Source organism: Nocardia sp. N2S4-5, assembly GCF_044628355.1.
Taxonomy (GTDB): domain Bacteria; phylum Actinomycetota; class Actinomycetes; order Mycobacteriales; family Mycobacteriaceae; genus Nocardia; species Nocardia wallacei_B.
The window spans coordinates 708,820-730,105 of sequence record NZ_JBIUPM010000001.1; the positions used below are offsets into that span (position 1 = coordinate 708,820).

Consider the following 21,286-nt stretch of genomic DNA (forward strand, 5'->3'; position numbering starts at 1 on the left):
ATGTCGAACCGCATGTGCTCGCGGATTTGAATCTTGACCAGATCTTCACGGCCACAGGGGGAATCGCACACGACGCGGTCCATCGTCGGCCGCTGCGCGACATCGATTCGGTGGCCTATCGGCACGAGATCTTCCGGGACCTGGAGGACGACTCCGTGCGCGCGGCATTCGAGGCCTTCACGGCCGGAATGCGTTCGGTACGAGAGCATGTGGAGCGCGGCCGACGCCTGCACCACCCGCAGCAACGCAACCGATGGCAACTCGACGCCGAGGCGGTCTACTCCCGGACGCTCGCGGAGCTGGACAGCGCGCTGACCGCATTGCCGTTGCGCTCCAATGGATTGCGCCACTGGCGGGACTGGCTGCACGACCATATCGGCACGCCGGCGTATCGGGAGCTGGTCGCCGAGGCCGCCGAAGTGCGCGCGGAACTGGAGTCGCTGCGGTACACCGTGCACGTCACCGGGCGTCAACTCGTCATCGATCGGTATGCCGACCAGGCCGACTACAGCGCGATCATCGGGGAGGCGTTCGCGCGCTTCCGGGCCGACGCCGTCGTTTCCCGGCCGCGCGTGGTCGACCCGTGGCCCGATATGAACGAAGTCGAGGAGCAGGTCATCGCGCTCGTCGCCGGTCAGCATGCGCGGCCGTTCCGCCGGCTCGAACAGCACGCCGAGCGGCACCGCGACTTCATCGCGCCCGCCGTCGCGCGTTTCGACACCGAACTACAGTTTTATCTCGACTATCTCCGGTTCGTCCGGAAGCTCACGGCACACGGGGCGCCGTTCTGCTATCCCGAGGTCACCTCGGATTTCGCCGACATTCACGTGGAGGGCGCGTACGACGCCGCGCTGGCCGTCCGGCTCGCCGGTAAGTCGGCCATCGTGGTGCGCAACGATTTCCGGCTCGAGGGGCCCGAGCGGATACTCGTCGTCACCGGCCCCAATCAGGGCGGCAAAAGCACCTTCGCCCGGATGTTCGGGCAATTGTTCTACCTGGCCGCACTGGGCTGCCCGGTGCCGGGCACGCGGGCGCGGGTACTGCTGCCGGACGCATTGTTCACGCATTTCGTCCACGACGACGACATCAGCGATCCGGACGGCGCACTGGCACAGGAACTGCTCCGGATGCGCGACATCGTGGACGGAATCACCGCGCACAGCATCGTGGTATTGAACGAAAGCTTCAGCACCACAGCGGCCGCCGACGCGCTGCGGATCGGCGGCGACGTGGTGCGCCGGATCGTCGAGCGCGGCGCCGTCGCCGTGTACGTGACATTCTTGGACGAACTCGCGGAGCTGGGACCGGAGGTGGTGAGCATGGTCGCGGGAGTCGCCGCGGGCGACGAGGCCGTCAGGACATTCCGGATCGAGCGGCGGCCGCCGGACGGGCTGGCCTACGCGGCCGCCGTCGCCGAGCGGCACGGCCTGACCTACGACGCGATCCGGGCGCGGGTCCGATGATCCCCGTAGGCCTGCTGCAGCCGCCCGACCGCCCGCTGCACGTGGCCCGCAACGGCGCCGCCGTCGCGGCGGACCTGAACCTGGACGAACTGTTCTCGGTGATGGCCGCCGGTGACGAGTTCGTCGCGAGCGTCGTGCGGGCGGTCGTCCCCGCGAGCCTGACCGACATCGAGATCATCCGCTACCGGCAGGGCGTGCTGGCGAACTTCTCCGCGGAACCGGAAATGCTGCGCGCGCTGTACGCCGTCGCCACCGAGGCGACCACGGTGCGGCGCTGGATGGTCGGGCGCGGCCGCGCGCCCCGGAGCAAACTGGGGTTGGCGCTGCAACCGCTCGAGGCCCTGGTCGGCCAGCTGCGCAGACTCAGGCAGACGTGCGAGAAGTACGCCGGCGCGTGCAGCTCCGACGGCCTCGTGCGGTTCCGCGAGCTGATGACGGACATGCTCGACGACGACTATCTCGCCGGGCTGGAAACCCACTTGGCGGCATTGTATTTCGACGACGGCGTGCAGTTCAGCGCGGCGCTGGGCCCGGGGAACAAGGCCGACCGCATCGTGCTGCACGAACCGCCGCGCAACGCCAAACGGTCGCTGTTCGGGCGGCGTTCGGGCGCCACCTTCGAGGCGACGAGCGATTTCGAACTGCCCGACGATCCGTTGAGCGCCGTGGTCGAGCCCGCGCTCGACACGGTCGCCGAGGTGGTGTCCGGAGCGACCGACAGCGTGCAGGATTTCTTCCGGCACCTGCGCACCGAGCTGGCCTTCTATCTGGGCTGCCTGAATCTGCGGGACCGGCTCGGCCGGACGGGCACGCCGATGTGCTACCCCGTGCCGGTGCCGGGTGCGCCGGCAGTGCGGTGCCGTGACCTGCGCGACGCGGCGCTGTGCCTGTGTTCAGCGGACGTGGTCGGCAATGATGTCGAGGCCGCCGGGGTGACATTCTTCGTGGTCAGCGGCGCCAACAGCGGCGGCAAGTCGACATTCCTGCGCAGTGTCGGCACGGCGCAGCTGATGATGCAGGCCGGTATGTTCGTTACGGCCGCGGACTTCGGCGCGGACGTGCGGAACGGTGTGTTCACGCATTTCGTGCGCGCCGAGGATCCGGATATGGAACACGGGCGGCTGGACGAGGAGCTGGCCCGCATGCGCGAACTCACCGAGGCCCTGCGTCCTGGCGGAATGTTGCTGTGCAACGAGCCGTTCGCGTCCACCAACGACCGCGAGGCCGCGGCGATCGCCGACCCGATCATGTCGGCCCTGCTCGACTCCGGCGCGAAGGTCGTACTGGTGACACACCTCTACGACTTCGTCCGGCAGCGGTACGCGGCGGGACGGGACACCGATCTGTTCCTGCGGGCCCAGCGCGCCGCCGACGGCCGTCGCACCTATCGCGTGGCCGCGGGCGCTCCCGAGGCCACCAGCCACGGTGAGGACATCTACGCCCGGGTCTTCGGTGAGCGACTCCCCGGCGATCCCGCGGGCGACTGAACACCCGCCCGCTCAGGGCATTTCGCGGTACACCTGCTCGAACGCGCCGGTGATGTGCAGATCGGTGACCCCCTTGGGGTCGGTACGGGTCAACTGCTGCATTTGCCCGTCGTACCAGTAGAAAATCTCGCGCGTCACCGGCGCGCGGCCGCGCTCGGTGAAGTGGCTCGCGAAATCGATCAGCAGGTAGCCGGTGAACAGCGCGTTTGCCGCGCTGCTCAATCGGTGGAATGCGATCATGTGCTGGTCGGGGATAGCGATCAGTACCCCGTAGGGCGCCGGGCCGATCTCGCTGGCGACCAGGTAGGACATGACGGCGATCTTCGACGCGACGAAGGGTGATTCCCCTTCGAGCACATCGATGACGATATCGTTGCGCTCCAACCGGTTTCGGTGATCGATCGGCTCGGCCGCGGTATTCGCCGAGGCGAGGGTCCACAACTCGTCGGCGTCCCGGCTGCCCACGGCGGGCTCGCCGGTGCTCGCCGCGGGGTCGGGCGCGTCCAGGAGTAACCCGGCCAGCGGTACCGCGGTATCGATGTCGGACGCAATCGGTTTGGCGTGCAACAACTTCGAGTTACGCCGCCCGGCGGTGTGCGGCGGCGCCACCTGGACGCGAATGTGGTCGGCGACCCGATCCCGGGCGGGCTGGGACGGCACGCACACCCCGGCCGCGGTGAAGTGGTCGTAGACGATGTGCGGCCACCGGGTGTCGGGCTCCTGCTGGCACTTGGACAACAATGTCTTCAAGTAATACCGGGTGCCGTCGACCGCGACCAGTTCCAGCGAGGCCGCCGGCGCGACGATCACCCCGAGGCCGAGAAGTGTGTTGATTGCAATTTGCCTGACCTTGGCTACCACTTCGTCCCGGCGCGAAGATGATTGATTGCGCAATGCTTGCTCCCCCCGCGAAGGTCAGAACTCGATCATATACGTCGTACATAAAGCAGTAAACCAAGGGTGTGGGTCCATTCGGGACGCATCGGTGGGTTGCCTACACAATGCTGTGTCGGCCCCGCGGGCTCCTCGGAAACGGACTGGCGTGGTTAGGGAGATGATGCCTGCGTATGAAGGCCCTGTCAACGTTCTGTGGCGGCGCACTGTCGCCGTGGACCGGCACGGTGATGAGGCCCGTCCGGTGTCGCGAGAACGGTGAAAGGTGTTGTGGCGCTGGTGGTTGAGGCATCGCGCTCGCGAGGACCGAGAGCGGGTGTCCGGACCGGCGGCACTGCCGCGGCGGTGCCGTCAGTTTCAGGGGCATCGGTCGGCCGATGCCCCTGTTCGCCCATGTCGTCCGCTGCGTGAGCACCGTTCTCGGTGCCCGAATGATCGGAAATGTCCGAAAATGTCGGAACTCGCGCTCAGTGCGCGGCCTTGAAAGCGTCGTGCACCTCGTTGGAGATGCGGCCGCGCGGCGAGACCTCGAACCCGTGCGCGAGCGCCCACTCGCGGACCGCCTGGATCTCCTCTCGCGGCCGGCGCGGCGACGGGCCCTTGCGGCGGCTGCCGCGCTTCGTGGTCGGCCGGCCGGTGCGCCGTGCGGGGGTGGCGCGGCGCTCGGCGGGCTGCTCCGGAGACGAGGCGCCGCCGGACTGGGCGGCCTCGAGCCATTTCCGGATGTGCGCGCGGAACTTGTCGACGTTCTCCGGGCGCAGATCCAACCGGTACTCCGTGCCTGCGATGCTGATCTTGACCTCTAGGGCGTGCCCATCCTGGATTTCGTTCCCGTCGAAATCGTCGGTAACGACAGTCTTTGTGATGACTTTTTTTGCCACCAGAGTCCTTTCACGGAGGTTGGACACCCTTGTGCAGGACATGGTAAACGCGCGCATTGTCGAAATGCAACCGGGCCACGCCGACCACGACGATTACCACAGTTCCTCCGCCGCTCCCGTGCGCGGATAGCGATGGAGGTCACAGCAAACACGGTGACCGGCGCAAGGGCCGATGGTCCGCAATGCGAGGGAAATGTGTACGGTTAGTGCGGATATTCGCCGGGTCTCGGGGACGGCCTCGTTAATCATGGGACGTTGCCATCGCGCGACCCTTGTGTGGCTAAAGCGAAGTGGCGTTGTTGCCGTTTCGTCACGGTCCGCGGCAGCTGAAAATTCTTTGCAATGTGCGATGGCTCCGTATCTCAGATCCGCTTGGTCGGCGGAACCACGTACCGGCTGTACACAATGTCGCGCAGGACGTCCTCGCCGCCTTCGACGATTGCGATATACCGCATGTCGCGAACCAGCTTGCCGATGATCGAACCGGTGGTGTATCCCAGGCCGCCGAACATCTCCGAGCCCGTCCCGGCGATCGACCAGCCGGTCTGGCCGCAGAACAGCTTGGTCGTCAATGCCGAGCGCAGCGAGCCCTGGCGGCGGAATTCGGCCGCGGCGTCCGGCGTCGCCATGAGCGTGTCGTATTCGCGCGCGGCGGCCAGGCACTGATTGCGCATCACCTCGATCCAGGTTTCCATCTGACCGAGCTTGGCGGCGAAGACGGCGTTGGCGGTCAGTGGTTCGCCGCGGACGTGTTTGTGCCTGCCGTACTCCATGCTCAGGTCGCGGATGCGGCGCGCGATGCCGACCGCGGTCGCGGCGATGAGGATCCGGCTGGCATTGAGGCCGAACTCCAGCAGCCGTAAGCCGTGGCCCGCGAGCACATTGGCCGCCGGCACCCGGCAGTCCCGCAGGCTCAGCTGATAGGTGCCCGAGGACCGGAGGCCGATCATTTCCCAGCGCCGTACGACTCTCAGTCCGGGAGTGTCACGCGGCACCAGCACGGCGAGGTATCCGTCGGCGGCCGCTTCGGATCGGGCGACGACAATGTAGAAGTCCGCGAACCCGGCGTTGGTGGAGAAGTACTTCTCGCCGGTGAGTACGACGTCGTCGCCGTGCCGCGTGGCGGTGGTGGTGATCCGTGACAGTTCGCTGCCCGCCTCCTCCTCGCTGCCGACGGTGGCGCAGAACGTGCCGTGGCGGGCCATCGGTTCCAGGTAGGTGGTGCGCAGGTCGGCCGAGCCGTACAGCTCGACGATGCTGGTGCCGAGGATCGACACGAACAGGGTGAAGGCCGCGCCCGCGTCCCCGTATGCCAGTTCCGACACGATGTCGACGCTGTCGGCGAGGCCGAGGCCCAGGCCGCCGAGATCCTCCGCGAGCCACCAGTTCGCCAGTCCGGTCTTGTGGAACCGCTCGTACAGCGGCAGGGGCGCGTCGGCGAACGAGTCGAGGTACTCCTGCCGGTCTATCAGCTCCTCGGCGACGAACTCGCGGATCGTCCGTAGGTGCTGGGGTTCTGGTGCCATCGGGGTGACCTTCCCTTCGCCGGGCCGGGACCGAAGATCGCTCGCCTGCCTCCGAAGAATGCATTGTCGGCATCATAGATGCGGAGGCCCGTTCGCGGGCGGGGCACGGCAGGAATGCTCGGCAGCGACCGTCCGCAGCGGACCGAACATGCTGTACGACAAGGAGGTTGACCTGGCCGGCGGTGCCGCGGCAACAATGTTATGGCAGCTCGGCGAAAGAAGGGATCACATTCTTCGGCCGATCGGATATCGTTCATTGGGGGACCGGCCCGGTGCCCACTCACGACCCGGGGAGCGCGAGGCGATGGAGACCACTGATGCCGCGACGCCGGTGACCGACCGCGGCGACATTGCCGTGATCGGTATGGCGTGCCGGGTGCCGCACGCCCGGACGCCGCGGGAGTTCTGGCGCTTGCTGGTGGACGGCCGCGACACCATCGGCGACACACCGGCCGATCGCCGGGCCGGGGCCGAGCCGCTTCCGCCCGGCCTGCGCCGCGGCTCCTACCTGCCCGATGCCGCGGAGTTCGACGCGGACTTCTTCGGGATGTCGCCGGGCGAGGCCGCGGCGACCGACCCGCAGCAACGACTGGCCCTGGAATTGAGCTGGGAGGCTGTGGAATCGGCGGGCATCGTGCCGGATCGGCTGCGCGGCGGGCGGGCCGGTGTGTTCGTCGGCGCCTCGGGTGGCGACTTCGCGACGGTGCTGTCGAGACTCGGCAGCGCGGGGGTCGGCGCGCACACTCTCACCGGCACCAGCCGCGGGTTGATCGCGAACCGCGTGTCGTACGCCCTAGGCCTCGGCGGGCCGAGCCTGACCGTGGATTCCGCGCAGTCCTCGTCGCTGGTCGCTGTGCAGCTCGCGTGCGAGAGCCTGCGTTCGGGCGGGTGCGATTACGCGATCGCGGGCGGCGTGCACCTGAATCTGGTCGCCGACAGCGGGTTATCGCTCGAGCGGCTCGGCGCGTTGTCCCCGCGGGGCCGGTGCCACACTTTCGATTCCCGCGCCGACGGGTTCGTGCGGGGGGAGGGCGGCGGCATCGTCGTGTTGAAGCCGCTGTCGGCGGCGATGCGCGACGGCGACACCATCCGCGCCGTCGTGCGGGGCGGGGCCGTCAACAACGACGGGGCCACGATGGGCCTGACCACGCCGAGTATCGACGGGCAGGCCGCAGTCTTACGCGCCGCGTACGAGCGCGCGGGCGTGGCGCCCGATCGGGTCGGTTATGTCGAATTGCACGGCACCGGAACGCGAGTGGGAGACCCGATCGAGGCCGCCGCGCTCGCCGCGGTGCTCGGCGCCGGGCGGACCGCCGCGACACCGCTGCGGGTCGGCTCGGTCAAGACGAATATCGGGCACCTCGAGGGCGCGGCCGGTGTCCTCGGGATGATCAAGACGGTCCTGGCGCTCGAACACGGCCGGATCCCGCCGAGTCTGAACTACCGCGCGCCCAATCCCCGAATTCCGCTGGAGCAGTGGCGTCTACGGGTCCAGGATCGGCTCGGCGACTGGCCGGACCACGACCGGGAGCGAGTGGCGGGGGTCAGCGGGTTCGGCATCGGTGGCACCAACTGCCACCTGGTGCTGTCCGCGCCCGGACCGGTCGCGCCCGAGCCGGTGTCGCGCCCGCGCGGTGCACCGATCGCCTGGACGCTCTCGGCGCGTTCGGCCACCGCGCTGCGCGGCCAGGCGGCGCGGCTGCTCGAGACCGTCGGCGACGAGACCGGACCCGACCCGGTGGACGTGGCCTGGTCGCTGGCCACCACCCGGACGGTCTTCGAACATCGCGCGGTGGTGTCGGGCGCGGACCGGGAGCAGCTGACGGCGGCGTTGCGCGGTGTGGCCGATGGTGATCCGGGCGAGACGGTCGTCACCGCCGCCCGCCCGGCGCGGGCGTCCGGCGTGGTCTTCGTGTTTCCCGGGCAGGGATCGCAATGGCTCGGCATGGCACGCGAATTGCTGGCGACTTCACCGGTGTTCGCGGCCTCGATCGCCCGCTGCCACGAGGCGTTCCGGCCGCTCACCGACTGGTCACTGCTCGACGTGCTGGCCGGACGCGCCGAGGAACGGACCGCCGAGCGCGACGATGTGCTGCAACCGGCACTGTTCTCGATGATGGTCTCGCTCGCGGCGCTGTGGCGCTCGTGGGGTGTCGAGCCGGCGGCGGTGATCGGGCATTCCCAGGGTGAGATCGCCGCGGCGCACGTGGCGGGCATCCTGTCGCTGGCCGATGCGGCGCGGGTGGTGGCGCGGAGATCGGCTCTGCTGCAACGACTCCCGCGCGGCGGCGGGATGCTGTCGATCGCGGAGTCCGAGGCCGGGATGCGGCGGCGGCTGAACGGCCGGGACCTCGATATCGCCGCGGTCAACGGGCCGCGCCAAGTGGTGGTGAGCGGTGCGGTGTCGGCCCTGACCGACCTGGCGCGCGAATGCGCCGCCGCGGAAATCCGTACCCAGCTGCTGCCGGTCGGGTACGGCTCGCACAGCAGGCATGTCGATGCCGTCCGGGATCCGCTGCTCGCCGAACTGGACGGCATCAGCCCGCGACCGGGCACGGTGCCCTTCCATTCCACCGTCGAGAACCGGCGGCTCGACGGCGCGGAACTCGGTGCGGAGTACTGGTTTCGGAATCTGCGGGAGCCGGTGCGATTCGACGCGGCCGTGGCCGCGTTGCTGGCCGCGGGTGATCGCGTATTCCTCGAGTCGAGCCCGCACCCGGTCCTGATCGGCAGCGTGCAGGACATCGCGGCGGAGTCGGCGGTGCCGGGGGTCGCGGCCGTCGGCTCGCTGTCGCGGTCCGACGGCGGGACCGGCCGGCTGCTGGATTCGGCGGCGCGGTTGTTCGCCGGTGGCGGCGCTGTCGACTGGGCGGGTGTGCTCGCCGCGACGGCCGGGACTGGTCGGCGAATCGAGTTGCCGCCGTATGCTTTCGAGCGGCAACTGCACTGGCCGGACACCTCGGTGGTGGTGCCCGCGCCCGCCCCGGCGACGCCCCCGCCGCAGCCCGTTTCGGCGACGCCCGCATCGCAGCCCGTCCCCGGCGAGCCCGCGCCCGCCGAACCCGACGACTACGTGCGCATCGTGCGTCGTGAGGCGGCGCGCGTCCTCGGGCATCGCGACGCCGACGCGATCGCCTCCGACCGGCCGTTCAAGGCCGCGGGAATGGTCTCGGCGACGGCCGTCGACCTGGTCGCCAGGCTGAGCGCCCGCACCGGTGTGCCGCTGCCGTCCAGCGCCGTGTTCGATTACCCCACACCGGCCGAACTGGGCCGGCGCCTGGCGCAATTGGCGGTGGGCGCCGACGAGCCGACCGCCCTGCCCGCCGCGGTCGCGACCGACGAACCACTCGCGATCGTGGGGATGGCGTGCCGGTTCCCCGGCGGCATCCGTTCGCCCGAACAGCTGTGGCAAGTCGTCGCCGAGGGCCGCGACGTGGTCGGCGACTTTCCCGCCGATCGCGGCTGGGAGCTGGAGGGACTGTTCGATCCGGACCCCGACGCGCGTGGCAGGTCCACGGTGCGCTGGGGCGGATTTCTCGACGGGGCAGGGGAATTCGACGCGCGGTTCTTCGGCGTCAGCCCGCGCGAAGCGACCGGTATGGACCCGCAACAGCGGCAGCTGCTCGAGGTGTCGTGGGAGGCCCTCGAAACCGCGGGCATCGACCCGGTGTCGTTGCGCGGCAGCGACACCGGGGTCTTCGTCGGGATATACGGCCAGGACTACGGGCCCCGGCTGCACGCCTCCGGCGGCGACAGCGAGGGCTACCGGCTGACCGGCAGCGCGCTGAGCGTGGCGTCGGGCCGGATCGCGTACTTCCTGGGACTGCACGGGCCGACGGTGTCGGTCGACACGGCGTGCTCGTCGTCGCTGGTGGCCCTGCATCAGGCCGGTCGGGCGCTGCGGGCGGGCGAGTGCGGGCTGGCGCTGGTCGGTGGAGTGACGGTGATGGGTTCGCCGTGGCTGTTCCTCGAATTCTCCCGGCAGCGCGGCCTGGCGCCGGACGGCCGGTGCAAGTCGTTCGCCGCCGCGGCCGATGGCGTGGGCTGGTCGGAGGGTGTGGGTGTGCTTGTGCTGGAGCGGCTTTCGGACGCCCGCCAGCACGGGCACGAGGTGCTCGCGGTCGTGCGCGGCTCGGCGGTCAACTCCGACGGCGCGTCCAACGGCCTGACCGCACCGAACGGTCCCGCGCAGCAGCGGGTGGTGCGGGCGGCGCTGGCCGCGTCCGGCCTGGCCGCCGCGGAGGTGGATGCGGTCGAGGCGCACGGCACGGGCACGACGCTCGGTGATCCGATCGAGGCGCAGGCGATTCTGGCGACCTACGGGCAGGACCGCCCGGCGGATCGGCCGCTGTGGCTGGGGTCGGTGAAATCGAATCTGGGTCACACCCAGGCCGCCGCGGGCGTGGCGGGTGTCATCAAGATGGTGCTCGCATTGCGACACGGGGTGCTGCCGCCCACCGTGCACGTGGACGAGCCGTCGCCGCACGTGGATTGGTCCGCCGGCGCCGTCGAGCTGCTGACCGGCGCGCGACCCTGGCCCGCCGTGGACCGGCCGTGGCGCGCGGGTGTGTCCTCGTTCGGCATCAGCGGCACGAACGCGCACGTGATCATCGAGCAGGCGCCGCCGTCCGATCCCGTCGCCGAGGCGCCGCGGTCACCGTCGCGGGCGACGGTGTGGGTGGTCTCGGGCCCCAGCCCGGAGGCGCTGGCCGCGCAAGCGCACCGGCTGAGCGAATTCGTCACCGAGCGAGCGGATCTGGACCCGGTGGCCGTCGGCTGGTCGCTGGCGCACCGGACGGTGTTCGAGCACCGGGCGGTGGTGGCCGGAACCGGCCGGGACGCGCTGCTCGCGCAGCTGGCGGAGATCGGCAGTGCGAGACCGGGTCCGGTGCCGGGGAAGACGGCGTTCGTTTTCGCTGGACAGGGGGCGCAGCGACTAGGCATGGGTCGCGAACTGTACGAGGCGTTTCCGGCGTTCGCCGCGGCATGGGATGAGGTGACGGCCGCGCTGGCGCGGCACGATCTGCCGATCCAGGACGTCGTGTGGGGTTCGAGCGAGGCGGCACTGGAGCGCACCGATCATGCCCAAGCGGCGCTGTTCGCGGTCGAGATGTCGCTGTACCGGCTGCTCGAAACCTGGGGAGTGACACCGGATCTGGTGATCGGGCACTCCGTGGGCGAGATCGCGGCCGCGCACGTGGCGGGTGCGCTGACCCTCGACGACGCGGCCGCGCTGGTCGCCGTCCGGGGCCGCCTGATGCGGTCGCTGCCGGCGGGCGGGTCGATGGTGGCGGTGCGGGCCGGGGAGGCCGAGGTGCGTCCGTTCGTCGGCGACGGCGTGGATATCGCCGCGGTGAACGGGCCGGGAGCCGTGGTCGTCTCCGGCGTCGACCATGCCGTGCAACAGGTCGTGATCTGGTTGCGCGAGCAAGGCTTCCGCACCAGGAGCCTCGCCGTGTCGCACGCCTTCCACTCCGAGTCGATGGAGCCGATACTCGGCGAGTTCGAGCGGGCGATCGCGCATCTGACACCCACGCCGCCGCGGATTCCACTGGTGTCCGATCTGACCGGCGCACCGGCCGGTGCGGAGTTCGGGTCCGCGCGATACTGGGTCCGGCACGCCCGGGAAACGGTGCGTTTCGCCGACGGTATCCGGTTTCTCGAGGACGCCGGGGTGACCAGGTTCGTGGAGATCGGGCCCGACGGTGGCCTGACCGCGGCGGTCCAGGAGTCGGTGCGGCGCACCGACATCGTCGCCGTCACCACCTTGCGGCGGCAGCGGCCGGAGGTCGACGCGGTGCTGGCGGCGGCGGGCGCGGTGTTCGAAGCCGGTGCGGACGTCTGGTGGAAGGCGCTGTTCGACGGTGCCGGGGCGCGGCGGGTGCGGCTGCCCGCCTACGCGTTCGCCGCCGACCGGTACTGGCTTGCCGACACCGGATCGGGCCCGGGCGACACCGCGGCCGCCGGGCTGGACGCCGCCGCGCACCCGATGCTGGGAGCGGTGGTGCCGCAGCCCGATTCGGCGGCCTTCACGCTCACCGGGCGACTGGCGCCGGACTCACCCGGCTGGCTGCGCGACCACGTGGTCGGTGCGACCGTGCTGCTGCCGGGCACCGGATTTCTCGAGCTGGCGCTGCGAGCGGCCGCGGAGGCCGGCTGCGCGACGGTGCGGGAGCTGACTTTGCAAGCGCCACTGGTCTTCCCCGACCGCGCGCCGCGGCAGGTGCAGGTGCGGGTCGGGGAGCCGGATGACTCGGGCGAGCGGACGATCTCCGTGCACTCCCGGACCGCACAGGGACAGAGCTGGACCACCCACGCGCAAGGCATGCTCGCACGAGAACGCGCGGCGGCTCCCGACCTAGGCGAGCCGAGTCCGTGGCCTCCCGCCGCGGCCGAGCCGATGGAGACGGCGGACGGATACGCGCGGCTGGCCGAGTGGGGATTCGAGTACGGGCCGCTGTTCCGCGGGCTGACCGGGGCATGGCGGCAGTCCGGCGAGATCTTCGGCGAGGCCGCGCTGCCGACGGAGATACGCGGCGAGGCAGGCGATTTCGCGATCCATCCGGCATTGCTGGACGCGTCCCTGCACGCGCTGCTGCACGCGTTCCTGGCCGACCGCGGCGACGGCGACGTGCTGCTGCCGTTCGTGTGGGAAGACGTCTCGGTCACCGAACCGGGTGTGCCCGCGCTGCGAGTACGGATGAAACTCACCGGGCCCGACGCGGTCTCGCTGGTAGGGACCGATGAGTCCGGCCGGGAGGTGCTGTCGGTCGGCACCCTGCGGTGGCGTCCGGTGTCGACGGAGCAACTGGGCGCGGCGGACGCGCGGGACCGGCTGGCCGAAGTGCGCTGGGTGGCTACGGAGACGGTCGGCGGCCGTGCCGCGCGGCCGTGGGCGGAATGGCGCGAGGTGGCGCGGGTGGCGCAGGTGCCGCCCGTGGTACTGCTGGACTGCCGGTCCGGCGAACCCGGGGCGGTCGCGCCGGAACGGTTGCGCGAGAGAGTTTCCGGTGTGCTGGCCGTGGTGCAGGCTTGGCTGTCGGAGGACCGGTACGCGTCGAGTACCCTCGTGATCGTCACGCGTGGCGCGGTGGGCGAGGACGTGACCGACCTCCCCGGCGCGGCGGTATGGGGGCTGGTGCGCTCGGCACAATCGGAGGACCCGGGCCGCATCGTGCTGGCCGACGTGGCGTCCGGCGATATAATAGATGTCGAGGCGGTTCTCGCGTCCGGCGAACCGCAGGTGCTGCTGCGCGACGGGGTGGTACACGTGCCCCGGGTGACTCGCCTGCCCGGCGAGCCGACCGCGCCGCCACCGGATCTGCGGGACGGTACGGTGCTGATCACCGGTGGCACAGGCGGATTGGGCGCGGTGCTGGCCCGCCACCTGGCAGACCGGTGGGGTGTACGGCGACTGCTGCTGGCGAGCCGGCGCGGAACGGCGGCGCCGGGTGCGGCGGAACTCGTTGCGCAACTGGAGGATACCGGCGTGGCGGTGGACGTGGCCGCCTGCGACGTCTCCGATCCGGTCGCGGTCCGCGAGCTGATCGCGGCGGTCGCGCCCGAACACCCGCTGAGAGGGATCGTGCACGCCGCCGGTGTCGCGGCGAACGGTCTCGTCGGCGCGTTGTCGCCCGAACAGCTGGACGCGGCGCTCGCGCCCAAGGCCGACGGCGCCTGGCAGCTGCACGAGGCGACGCGGGACCTGGACCTGCGGCTGTTCGTGCTGTTCTCCTCGGAGGCCGGTGTGCTCGGCGGTCCGGGCCAGGGAAACTACGCCGCCGCCAACACGTTCCTGGACGCCTTGGCCGCCTGGCGGCGCGCGCAGGGCCTTGCCGGACAGTCGATCGCGTGGGGACTGTGGAAACAGGACGGAGGTATGACCGAGCGACTCGGCGACCTCGATCTCGCCCGCGTCGAACGGGACGGGCTGGTGGCCATGTCCACCGTCGAGGGCCTGGCACTGTTCGATGCCGCCGTGCGCACCGAGACGGCGGCCGTGCTGGCCGCCCACTTCGACCCGGCCGTCCTGCGTGCACAGGCACACGCCGGTGAACTCCCGCCGATGCTGAGCGGCTTGGTGCCCGCGCGCGCTCCGGCCCGCTCCGGTGGGGGACTCGCGGAGCGCTTGCGGCGCGCGCCCGCCTCCGAACGGCAACGCCTCGTGCTCGACGCGGTCCGGGGCGAGATAGCGATAGTGCTGGGCCACAGCGGATCCGGCGCGATCGACCCCGGTCAGAAATTCGAGGAGATGGGGTTCGACTCGCTGAGCGCGGTGGAGGTGCGCAACCGCATCAAAAAGGTTACCGGCCTGCGCCTTTCGACCACCGCCGTCTTCGACTACCCCACGCCGGACGCGCTCGCCGCGCACCTTGCCGAGCAACTCGGCCCGACAGCTCCGGGCCGGTCGGAGCCGGTGGGCGACGACGATGCCCTGCGCCGGGCGTTGCGGTCGGTCCCGATCGAGCGGTTCCGCGCCGCGGGCATCCTCGACACGCTCGTGGGTCTGGCGGCCGAGCCGCGGCAGGCGCTGGCGCAGCGCGGCGGCACACAGATCGACGAGATGGATCAGGAGGCGCTCATCCGGCACATCCTGCAGTCCGACAGCGGTTCCTGACCGCGCGCTTCCGACCCATCGACGGAGGGTGTCACCATGACCGCGCCGCAAGACCGGCTCTTCGAAGCGCTCCGCGTCGCCGCGAAGGACAACGAGCGCCTGCACGGCGAACTCGCCGCGCTGCGGGCCGCCCGGTCCGAGCCCGTCGCCATCGTCGGAATGGGCTGCCGCTATCCCGGAGATGTCCGGTCCCCGGAGGATCTGTGGCGCTTGGTCGCCGACGGCCGTGACGCGGTGGGGGAGTTCCCGGCGGACCGCGGGTGGGACCTGGCGAACCTGTTCGACCCGGACCCCGGCGCGGTGGGCAGGTCTACCGTGCGTGAGGGCGGATTCCTCTACGGAGCGGGCGATTTCGACGCCGGCTTCTTCGGCATGTCCCCGCGTGAGGCGCTGGCGACCGATCCGCAGCAGCGGTTGTTGCTCGAAGTGACGTGGGAAGCACTGGAATCCGCCGGTATCGACCCGAAGTCGCTGCGTGGCAGTGATACCGGCGCATTCATCGGGGTCATGCACGGCGACTACGGTGCGCGGTTCTCCGGCGGTATGCGGACCGCGGCGGGGGCCGAGGGTTACCTGTTGACCGGTAGTGCGGGAAGCGTGGCCTCCGGCCGCGTCTCGTACTTCCTGGGCTTGGAGGGTCCCGCCGTAACGGTGGACACCGGCTGCTCGTCGTCGCTGGTCACCCTGCATCAGGCCGTGCACTCGCTGCGCGCGGGGGAGACCGCACTCGCCCTCGCGGGCGGGGTGACGGTGATGGCGACGCCGTGGATGTTCGTCGAATTCTCGCGGCAGCGCGGTGTCGCACCGGACGGCCGCTGCAAATCCTTCGCCGCGGCGGCCGACGGTGTCGGCTGGGCCGAGGGCGTGGGAATGCTGGTGCTGGAACGACTTTCGGACGCCGAGCGGCACGGGCACGAGGTGCTGGCCGTGCTCCGGGGCTCGGCCGTGAACCAGGACGGGGCCAGCAACGGCTTGACGGCCCCGAACGGCCCCTCACAGCAGCGGGTCATCCGGGCGGCGCTGGCGAACGCCGGTCTCACGGTGACCGATGTCGACGCCGTGGAGGCGCACGGCACCGGCACCACGCTCGGCGATCCGATCGAGGCCCAGGCCGTGCTGGCGACCTACGGTCAGCGCGACGGGGCGGAAGCGCCGCTGTGGCTCGGCTCGATCAAGTCGAATCTGGGGCACACCCAGGCCGCGGCGGGCGTGGCCGGGGTGATCAAGATGGTGCAGGCGATGCGGCACGGCGTGCTGCCGCGCACATTGCACGTGGACCGGCCCAGTCCGCATGTCGAGTGGGACACCGGCCACGTCGCCGTGCTGACCGACCCGCAGCCGTGGCCGGACACCGGCCGCCCGCGCCGGGTCGCGGTGTCCTCGTTCGGTATCTCGGGCACCAACGCGCACGTGATCGTCGAACAGGCGCCGTCGCGCGAGCCATCACCGGAACCTGTTGCGCCGCCCGTGATTCCGTGGGTGCTCTCGGCGCGCAGCCGGTCGGCGCTGGCGGAGCAGGTGGATCGCCTGTCGGTCTGGTTGTCCGCGCACCCCGACGCGCTTCCGGTGGACGTCGGCCGGTCGCTGGCCGGTCGCGCCGCCCTCGACCATCGGGCGGTGTTGCTCGGAACGGAGCGCGGTGACTTCCTGGCGGGCCTGGCCTCGGTGGGGGAGACCGCGGCCGCCGACACCGGGGCGACGGCGTTCGTGTTCGGTGGTCAGGGATCGCAGCGGCCGGGGATGGGCCGCGAGCTGTACCGGGCGTATCCGGCCTTCGCCGCCGCCTGGGACGCCGCGTCCGCGGCGATCGAACGGCACACCGGCCGCGCGGTCGCCGATATCGCGTGGGGATCGGACGCCGCGGCGCTCACCCGGACGCTGTACGCGCAGACCGCGCTGTTCACCGTCGAGGTCGCCCTGTTCCGGCTGCTCGAGAGCTGGGGGGTGCGGCCGGATGTGGTGCTGGGCCATTCGGTGGGGGAGATCACGGCCGCGCACGTCGCGGGGGTGCTGTCGCTCGAGGACGCGGCGACGCTGGTGGCGGCCCGCGCGCGGCTGATGGACGAACTGCCGGGCGGCGGGGCGATGGTCGCGGTACAGGCGAGCCCTGACGAGGTGGCGTTGCTGCTGGCGTCCATGGCGGCTGTCGCCGACGCCGAGCCGCCGCTGCTGGCCGACGGTGTCGGCATCGCGGCTGTCAATTCGCCTGCCTCGGTGGTGATTTCGGGTATCGAGGACCGCGTGCGCGATGTCGCGGCGGGGTTCGTCGCGCGGGGACGCCGGACGAAACGTCTCGACGTCTCGCATGCCTTCCACTCGCAGCTGATGGATCCGATGCTGGACGAATTCCGCCGTGTGGCCGCGGCTCTCACGGTGCGCGCGCCGCGACTGCCGATCATCTCGAACGTCACCGGCGCGGTCGCCGAGGACGGTTACGGAACGGCCGACTACTGGGTGCGGCACGCACGAGAGGCGGTCCGGTTCGCCGAGGGTATTGCGGCGCTGACGGACCGGGGCGTCACCAGGATCGTGGAGGTGAGCCCGGACGCGAGCCTGGTGTCGGCGATCACGGAATCCGCGCCGGAGATCGGGGCCGTCGTCCCGGCCCTGCGTAAGGATCGGCCGGAGCCGCGAGCGCTCCTCGAGGGCGTGGGCAGGGCGTTCGCGGCCGGGCAACGTGTCGACTGGCCCGCGCTGTTCGAGGGCACCGGCGCGCGTCGGATCCCGTTGCCCACATACCCATTCCAGCATCGCCGCTATTGGCTGCCGATGCCGGACGGCGGCGACGCGACGGGCCTGGGATTGCACAGTCCGGACCATCCGATACTCGGTGCCGTCCTCGACGGGCCGGAGCCGGGAGAACTGCGGCTGACCGGACGGATATCGCCCGGCACGCACCCGTGGCTCGCCGACCACCGAATACACGGCGCGGTCCTGTTCCCCGGCACCGGCTTCGTCGAACTGGCACTGTGCGCCGCCGCGGCGGCCGGATGCGCTGCCATCCGCGAGTTGACAATCCTTGCCCCACTGGCTTTCCCGGACGACACACCACGCCGGATCCAGGTCGTCGTGCAGGCGCCGGAGGCCACCGGCGACCGCGCGGTGCGAATCCATTCCGCCGACGGCATCGACGGCGAATGGATCCGGCATGCGGAAGGCGTGCTGCGCGCCGAGGCCGGTACCCACCCGGGCACCGCGCCGTCCTGGCCACCGGAGCAGCTGACGGAGCTGGATACCGCCACCGCCTACGACCGGCTCGCCGACCTCGGCTACCACTACGGCCCCCGCTTCCAAGGCTTGCACGGCGCGTGGTCCGGCGCGGACGACCGTGCCGCGGCGGCCGAGCTGACCGGCGAGACCGCTACCGAGGCGGCGAGTTTCGTGCTCCACCCCGCGCTGCTGGACCCGGTCCTGCACGCCCTGCTGCTCGATCGGGTCCCCGGGGACGCCCCCGTGGTGCCGTTCGCGTGGGAGGAGGTGTCGGTACCGGTGCCGGGGACCTCGGTGGCACGGGTGTGGTTGCGCCGCTCCGGTGAGGATGTGTACTCGCTGCACGGGATCGATGAGTCTGGCCGCACGGTGCTGTCCGTGGGGGCGGTCCGGTTGCGGCCGATGCCCGAGACGGCGGGAACAATCGGAACAGCGAGTCCGCTCCTCGGATTACGGTGGGTGCCGGTCGATTCGGAGGATCGGCCGCCGCTGCGCTGGGCCGAGTGGCCGGACATAGACGACCTGGAAGTAGTGCCGCCCGCGGTCGTGCTGGATTGCCGTGCGGTGGCACGTGAGACCGCGGTCGCGGAGGCCACCCACCGGGCAGTCGCGCACGTGCTGGAGGTGTTGCAGTGCTGGTTGTCCGACCGCCGGTTCGCCTCCAGTACCTTGGTGATCGTCACATCGGGCGCAGTGGGCGACCAGGTCACCGACGCCTCCGGTGCGGCAGTCTGGGGTCTGGTGGGCTCGGCCCAATCCGAAGACCCGGGCCGCGTGGTGATCGCAGACGTGCCGCCGGGGGAGATCGACGTCGCGGGCATTCTCGGCACCGGCGAACCCCGCGTGTCGTTCCGCGACGGTGTGCCGCACGCGGCGCGGCTCCAGGCCGTGAAAACATTCGGGCACTTGACGATTCCCCCGGTATCGGGCGGGCCTTGGCGCCTGGACGCGACCGGCGGCGGCGCGCTGGACGCGCTGGCATTGACGCCGTACCCGGATCTCGCCCGGCCCCTCGGACCCGGTGAGGTGCGCCTCGCGGTCCGGGCCGCGGGCCTCAACTTCCGCGACGTGCTGATCGCGCTGGGTATGTATCCCGACACCCGGACGCCGATCGGTTCCGAGGTCTCGGGAGTCGTGATCGAGACAGGTCCGGGCGTAACCGGATTCGAGCCCGGTGACCGGGCGATGGGACTGGTCGAGCAGGGCGTCGGCCCTCGCGTCGTGGCAGATCACCGCCTGCTCGTGCCAGTTCCGGCGGGGCTGACCGACACGGACGCCGCGGGGGTGTGCGCCGCCTTCCTCACCGCCGAATACGCGCTCACCGACCTTGCCGAACTCGGTCCCGGCGATCGCGTCCTCATCCACGCCGCCACCGGAGGCGTGGGGTCGGCGGCCGTGCAGCTGGCCCGGTACCGGGGGGCCGAGGTGTTCGCCACCGCCAGCCCGCCGAAATGGAACACGCTGCGCGACATGGGCTTCGACGATGCGCACATCGCCTCCTCCCGCACCGGTGAGTTCGAGGAGAAGTTCGCCGCCGCGACACAGGGCGAGGGATTCGATGTCGTCCTGGACTGCCTGGCCGGTGACCTGGTCGACGCCTCCCTGCGACTGCTGCCGCGCGGTGGCCGGTTCGTGGAGATGGGCAAGACGGATATCCGCGACGCTGGTGCGGTCGCGGAGCGCTACCCCGGCGTCACCTACCGGGCCTTCGACCTGTTCGACGCCGGACGGGACCGATTGCGCGACATGCTCGCCGAAATCACCGGACTGTTCGATCGCGGTGTGCTGCGGCCGCTGCCCACCCGGGCGTGGGACATCAGGGACGCGCCCGCGGCATTCCGGTTCTTCGGCCTGGCACGGCACGTCGGCAAGCTCGTGCTGACGATCCCGGCCGAACTGCGCGACGGGACCGTTCTGATCACCGGCGGGACCGGCGAACTGGGCGCGGCCGTAGCGCGGCACCTCGTAATGCGCTGGGGCACAAGGCATCTGATTCTGGCTAGCCGCCGGGGCGCGGCCGCGCCGGGCACCGCGGAACTGCTGGCGCAATTACGCGAAGCCGGTGCCGTAGTGGACGCGGTGGCCTGCGATGTCACCGATCCGGTCGCGGTCCGCGACCTGGTCGCCGCGGTGCCGCCGGAGCGCCCGCTGACCGGGATCGTGCACGCCGCGGGCATTCTCGACGACGGCGTCGTGGGATCGCTGACACCGGAGCGGGTCGCCGCGGTACTCGCCCCGAAGGTCGACGGCGCATGGCAGTTGCACGAGGCGACGGCCGGCGCGGCGATCTCGGCATTCGTCCTGTTCTCCTCGGTCGCCGGAGTGCTCGGCAGCGCCGGTCAAGGAAGCTACGCCGCCGCCAACGCATTCCTGGACGGCCTGGCCGCGTGGCGGCGCGACCGCGGACTGCCCGGCCAGTCCATCGCCTGGGGGCCGTGGGGCGAAGCCGGTGGGATGGCCGGTCGGCTGGCCGCGGTCGACGCCGCGCGCATGCACCGCGACGGGCTGGTGGCCCTGTCCACGGCGGACGCGCTGGCCATGCTCGACGCCGCGTTCGAGCAGGGACCCGACCGCGTCGTCGCGGCGCGACTGGACACGGCCGCGCTCCGTGCCCGCGCACAGGCCGGACAGCTCGCGCCGGTGCTGTCCGACATGATCGTCACGGCTACCCGCGACACCACCCGGGCGGCTGACGGTCTCGCTCGCCGACTGCGAGAAACCCCGGCCCGCAACCACTCCCGCGTCGTCCTCGACGTCCTGCGCGCCGAGATCGCGCTGGTGCTGGGACATCACAGCGCGGCCGCGGTCGACGGGGAGCAGAACTTCAAGGACATGGGCTTCGACTCACTCAGCGCCGTCGAACTGCGCAATCGCCTGAATGCCGCCACGGGACTGCGGCTTTCGCCGACCCTGCTGTTCGACTACCCGACCCCGGCCGCGCTGGCCGCCCACGTCCTGGCGCAGTTCTTCCCCGGCGCCGGGCCGTCCGCCGCGCCCGCAACCGACGATCCGGAACTGCGCCGGGCCTTGCAGACCGTGCCTATCGCACGGTTGCGCGCGGCCGGAATCCTCGACGTGCTGCGCGAACTCGCGCGGGAACCGGCCGACGAGCCGGACCCGGACGCGTATTCGGCCGTCGACACCCTGGGCACCGCCGATCTCGTGGCCCTCGCCCTGGCATCCGAGCGTGACGACGAGGCGGGGTAGC

Annotated in this window: 7 protein-coding genes; 4 read left to right on the plus strand and 3 right to left on the minus strand. The window is 71.0% G+C overall.

The genetic code is table 11. The features are described from left to right. The first annotated feature begins 26 nt into the window (after positions 1-26). Together ACFMRZ_RS03380 and ACFMRZ_RS03385 are read left to right on the plus strand one after the other, a co-directional pair. Positions 27-1,463 (plus strand): DNA mismatch repair protein MutS, encoded by a 1,437-nt coding sequence (locus ACFMRZ_RS03380; RefSeq protein ID WP_400177858.1) that lies wholly within the window; start codon positions 27-29, stop codon positions 1,461-1,463. After that, a complete protein-coding gene (locus ACFMRZ_RS03385) occupies positions 1,460-2,950 on the plus strand; it encodes a DNA mismatch repair protein (RefSeq protein WP_400177859.1) in 1,491 nt (496 codons plus the stop codon). Before ACFMRZ_RS03380 ends, ACFMRZ_RS03385 begins: the two co-directional genes overlap by 4 nt. A 12-nt stretch (positions 2,951-2,962) precedes the next feature. Here ACFMRZ_RS03385 and ACFMRZ_RS03390 read toward each other — a convergent pair whose 3' ends face one another. The 3 genes from ACFMRZ_RS03390 to ACFMRZ_RS03400 all read right to left on the minus strand — a co-directional run bounded on the left by ACFMRZ_RS03390 (position 2,963) and on the right by ACFMRZ_RS03400 (position 6,251). After that, positions 2,963-3,760 carry a hypothetical protein gene (locus ACFMRZ_RS03390; protein WP_400177860.1) on the minus strand — a complete coding sequence of 266 codons (798 nt, stop codon included), beginning with the start codon at positions 3,758-3,760 and terminating at the stop codon, positions 2,963-2,965. 551 nt (positions 3,761-4,311) lie between these two features. Beyond that, on the minus strand, positions 4,312-4,725 hold the full coding sequence (locus ACFMRZ_RS03395) for an Lsr2 family protein (RefSeq protein ID WP_280276807.1): 414 nt from the start codon (positions 4,723-4,725) through the stop codon (positions 4,312-4,314). Between the two features lie 362 nt (positions 4,726-5,087). After that, the gene (locus ACFMRZ_RS03400) at positions 5,088-6,251 is read right to left on the minus strand and encodes an acyl-CoA dehydrogenase family protein (RefSeq protein WP_400177861.1); all 1,164 of its coding nucleotides are present in this window, start codon (positions 6,249-6,251) and stop codon (positions 5,088-5,090) included. Positions 6,252-6,555: 304 nt separating this feature from the next. Between ACFMRZ_RS03400 and ACFMRZ_RS03405 the strand changes: the two genes are divergently transcribed. Next, positions 6,556-14,868, plus strand: coding sequence for a type I polyketide synthase (locus ACFMRZ_RS03405; RefSeq protein WP_400177862.1), 8,313 nt, complete (start codon positions 6,556-6,558; stop codon positions 14,866-14,868). A gap of 36 nt (positions 14,869-14,904) precedes the next feature. Beyond that, a complete protein-coding gene (locus tag ACFMRZ_RS03410; RefSeq protein WP_400177863.1) occupies positions 14,905-21,285 on the plus strand; it encodes a type I polyketide synthase in 6,381 nt (2,126 codons plus the stop codon). The last annotated feature ends 1 nt before the right edge of the window (position 21,286 follow it).